This window comes from Mailhella massiliensis (assembly GCF_020741395.1).
Classification (GTDB): domain Bacteria; phylum Desulfobacterota; class Desulfovibrionia; order Desulfovibrionales; family Desulfovibrionaceae; genus Mailhella; species Mailhella massiliensis_A.
In genome coordinates this window covers 1-3,633 of the sequence record NZ_DYZA01000199.1, presented here as the reverse complement: position 1 = coordinate 3,633, position 3,633 = coordinate 1, and the positions used below count along the sequence as shown (strand labels likewise).

Annotated in this window: 3 protein-coding genes; all 3 read right to left on the bottom strand. The window is 59.1% G+C overall.

What is annotated here, in order from left to right:
* Nucleotides 1-142: 142 nt before the first annotated feature.
* Nucleotides 143-1,675, bottom strand: coding sequence for a Na+/H+ antiporter NhaC family protein (locus K8W16_RS09770; RefSeq protein ID WP_304123073.1), 1,533 nt, complete (start codon nt 1,673-1,675; stop codon nt 143-145).
* Between the two features lie 779 nt (nt 1,676-2,454).
* Nucleotides 2,455-2,898, bottom strand: coding sequence for a GNAT family N-acetyltransferase (locus tag K8W16_RS09765; protein WP_304123071.1), 444 nt, complete (start codon nt 2,896-2,898; stop codon nt 2,455-2,457).
* 301 nt (nt 2,899-3,199) lie between these two features.
* Nucleotides 3,200-3,601, bottom strand: a complete 402-nt coding sequence (locus K8W16_RS09760) for a putative quinol monooxygenase (protein ID WP_304123070.1) — start codon at nt 3,599-3,601, stop codon at nt 3,200-3,202.
* Between the last annotated feature and the right edge of the window lie 32 nt (nt 3,602-3,633).

The following is a 3,633-nucleotide window of genomic DNA, read 5'->3' as shown; positions in this document are numbered from 1 at the left end:
GCCCTTGTTTGCAAGGCCAGGGCCTTTCTCAACGCCCTGGGTTCTCCCCCCGGCCTTCAGGCGGCCGGGCCGCGTTTTCAGTTAAAAAACTTCCCCCCGTCGTTGTCGGCGGGGGGAAGAGGAGTTCAGGTTGCAGCAAGGCCTACGCCGCGGCTTCCTTCCTGTTGTGCCAGGCGTTCAGGGCAAGGAGCGCCGCCACGAGCAGGCCGCCGCTCACGATGAGGCACACCCAGGGGCTGGAAGTGACGAAGCCCGCCACCAGGTAGCCCACGCCGCTGCACGAGGCCGCGAGCAGGGCATAGGGCAGCTGCGTGGAAACATGCTCGATATGGCTGCACCCCGCGCCCGCGCTGGAAAGGATGGTGGTATCGGAAATGGGGGAACAGTGGTCGCCGAACACGCTGCCCGCCAGCGTGGCGGAAAGCGCCACCACCAGAAGGTCGGGGCTCACGGCCTGCGCCACGGGCACCACCAGCGGGATGAGGATGCCGAAGGAGCCCCAGGCCGTGCCGGTGGAGAAGCTCAGAAAGCCCGCGATTACGAAGATGAGGAAGGGCAGCATGCCGCCGATCATGTTGCCGGAAACCAGAGATTCCACGAACTTGTTGGTCTGAAGCATGTCCTGGCACACGCCGCTGATGCCCCAGGCCAGAACGAGGATGAGGTTGGCCGTAAGCATGGCCTTCATGCCTTCCACGACGCCGTGCATGAATTCGGAAAGGCTCATGAGGCGGCGGGGCACATAGAGAAGCAGCGCCACCACAAGGCCGCCGAAGGAGGCCCACACCAGCGAGGGGGAGGCGTTGCAGTTGCCGAGGGCCGCGCTGAAGGTGTGATACTGCGGGTCGCTCCCCCAGTAGCCGCCGCTGTACATCATGGCGAGCACGGCAAAGACGATGAGGCTGCCGATGGGGATGAGCATGTCGAAGACATGGCCGTTCTTGGTTTCCAGCCCTATGCCCGTCTGCTGGGCCAGCACGCCGAGGTCGCCTTCCGCCGCGCGCCGTTCCGAAGTGCGCATGGGCCCGAAGTCCCACTTGAACAGGCACAGAAGTATGACGAGGAACAGAGAGAGCAGGGAATAGAAATTGTAGGGAATGGCCGCGATGAAGGCGGAAATTTCGCTTTCAAAGGCCCCGGTGGACTTCAGGTTGCTGCCCACGGCTGCCGCCCAGCTGGAAATCGGCGCGATGATGCACACGGGCGCGGCCGTGGCGTCGATGATGTAGGCGAGCTTGGCCCGGGAGATCTTGTAGGTGTCGGTCACGGGCTTCATCACCGTGCCCACGGTGAGGCAGTTGAAGTAGTCGTCGATGAAGATGAGGCCGCCGAGGCCGCAGGTGGAGAGCATGGCCGTGCGGCGGCTCTTGATGCGCGAGGTGGCCCAGCGACCGTAGGCCCGGGAGCCGCCCGCCATGGATATGACGTATACCAGGGAGCCCAGTGCGGAACAGAACATGATGATATCGAAATTGAGGCGCTTGACCATGATCGCAAACGCCGATTCAATGGTGCCCATGAGCACGAAGTCCGCGCCCGTGCCTATGGTGTAGATGAAGGTGCCCGTCAGGATGCCTATGAGCAGGGAAGACACTACTTCCTTGGTTATGAGTGCAAGCACGATAGCCGTGATCGGCGGCAGAAGCGACATCCATCCGGCGTAATAAGGTTCCATAATTCCCCCTGGTAAGATAGGCATTTCCCCATGGAAAATGCGACAGTGCGCATACGCGCATACATAAGGCCCCGGCCACGCTCCATGGCAGGGCCCGGCAGGCCGTGCTCCGGTAAAAGCCTTGCGCCCCGGCCTGCGCGAGTTTCTTCATATTCCAACGGAAATACCAGAACACAAGCCGCCCTTCAAGAATTTCCTGCAAAAAACGTGCGGAAAAGGGCTTCTTGCTTTCTTCTTATGAAGGTGTACCTGTGCCGGGCAGGAGCGGAAGAAGCGCCGCAGGGCAGTCTGTGGGAAGCGGCCGGGCGCGGGGCCCGCGGCAGAAGGCCGGATTTTTTGCGCAGGGGCGGGGCGTGAGGCAGGCTTGCTCCCTTTCCTGGCCATGCCTGCGCTTGTCCGCGAGAAGGCTGAGGCCCCGGAGGGCGCGGGTCGCGGACAAGATGCGGGGAAGGGGGGTGCACAACAGGGCGTTGTCCCGGGGAGGGAATGATGCTTCGCCGTTGAGATGGGCAGAAGAAAAGCAGTAAAAAGAAGTATCCTTCAGGGATAATCTGAACGCAGGTCTTTTTTCCCGGAAAAGCAGGCTGGTCGTAGTTTCTGCCCGGCAGGACGGCCGCATAGGAGAAAAGCCCTCCGGGGTCTGCCGGGAAAAGGGGGCGGCCGGGATTGCCGCCCGGCGTGCGGCCGGGCGCGGGGCAGAGGACGGATTTTTTGCGCAGGGCGCTGAAGACAGGGGAGTTTTTTCAGAGAGCGCCGGTGCTGAGGCGGAAAAGGCCCGCCTACAGCGCTTTTTTGAGGTAGATCATGTCCGTGAGCCTTCTGCCGTTCTCCACAATGGGATGGTCGTAGTTCTTCACAAAGAAATCCTTTTCCACATGGGAGAAGGCAAAGCCGCAGGCCCGGTAAAAGCCGAGGGTCGCGGGGGAATCGCCCGTGCCCACCAGCATGATGCCGCGGCCTCTGTAGTGCGTGAAAAGCGCCCCCACCATACCCCTGCCGAGGCCTTTGCGGCGCAGCGCCTCCGCCACGGCGAGGTTTTTCAGCTCGTACACGCCGTCGGCCTCCTTCGTGATCACGGCCACGGCCGCCGGTTCCTCATCCTGAAAAAGGACAAAAAGCTTTCCGCGTTCCAGATAGCGGTCGATCATGCTTTCCTGCTCGTCCGCTTCCAGAAGCAGGGGCAGAAAGCGTTTTTTATCGCGGGTGATGAGGCGGATATCCATGGCTCTGCTCCGAAAGTCTGCGCCGTACGGCTGTTTTTTGCGCGCCCCTTTGCCCGGAAAAAGAAACTTCCTTGAAAAAGAGCTCTCCGGGGCTCCGCGCCGGGCGGGAGCCCGCCGTCGGAAGGGGCGTCTGCCGCCGTGGGAATACGGCTGGAAAGAGGAGACCATGATAGCTTCACCCCGTCTTTTCCGCAAGATAATCCCGCCCTTTGCCGCAGGAAAAGGCCGTTCATGCGGCAAAGGGCCGCTCCCCCCCGGCTTGCCCGCACTGACGGGCCTTTTCAGGAGTGCCTCCGCAGCTTCATGAGCATGAAGGAACGCAGGGGGGGAAAACGGTATTCGTTGGGATGATGATCTCCCTGTCCTCGTGAGGCATATCACTGTTTTTCATGCAGAGTCTCAACAGAGGCCTTGCTGTTATAAATGTCCTTTTTATAACGTATCGATCTCTGACGGCAGTCCATTTTTTTATTTCCTGAGAACGGGTATGTAAATCAAGGTGCATCGCTGAAAGATATCGTTCATAGAATATAAAGTCCTGTGGCTGTTCTTGACTTTGATGAAATGAGTGATATAGTAAACCATCATGATTTACAATTGTAATCATGAATTTTTTTACTTCTTCTTTAAATTCTTCTTCCATTCCTTTTCTGACGGTGAGTATGGCAATAACATCAATTTCTTCATTTGTTGTGCGTTTCATGTTTACTCCATAAACAATGGTTTAAAAGAAAC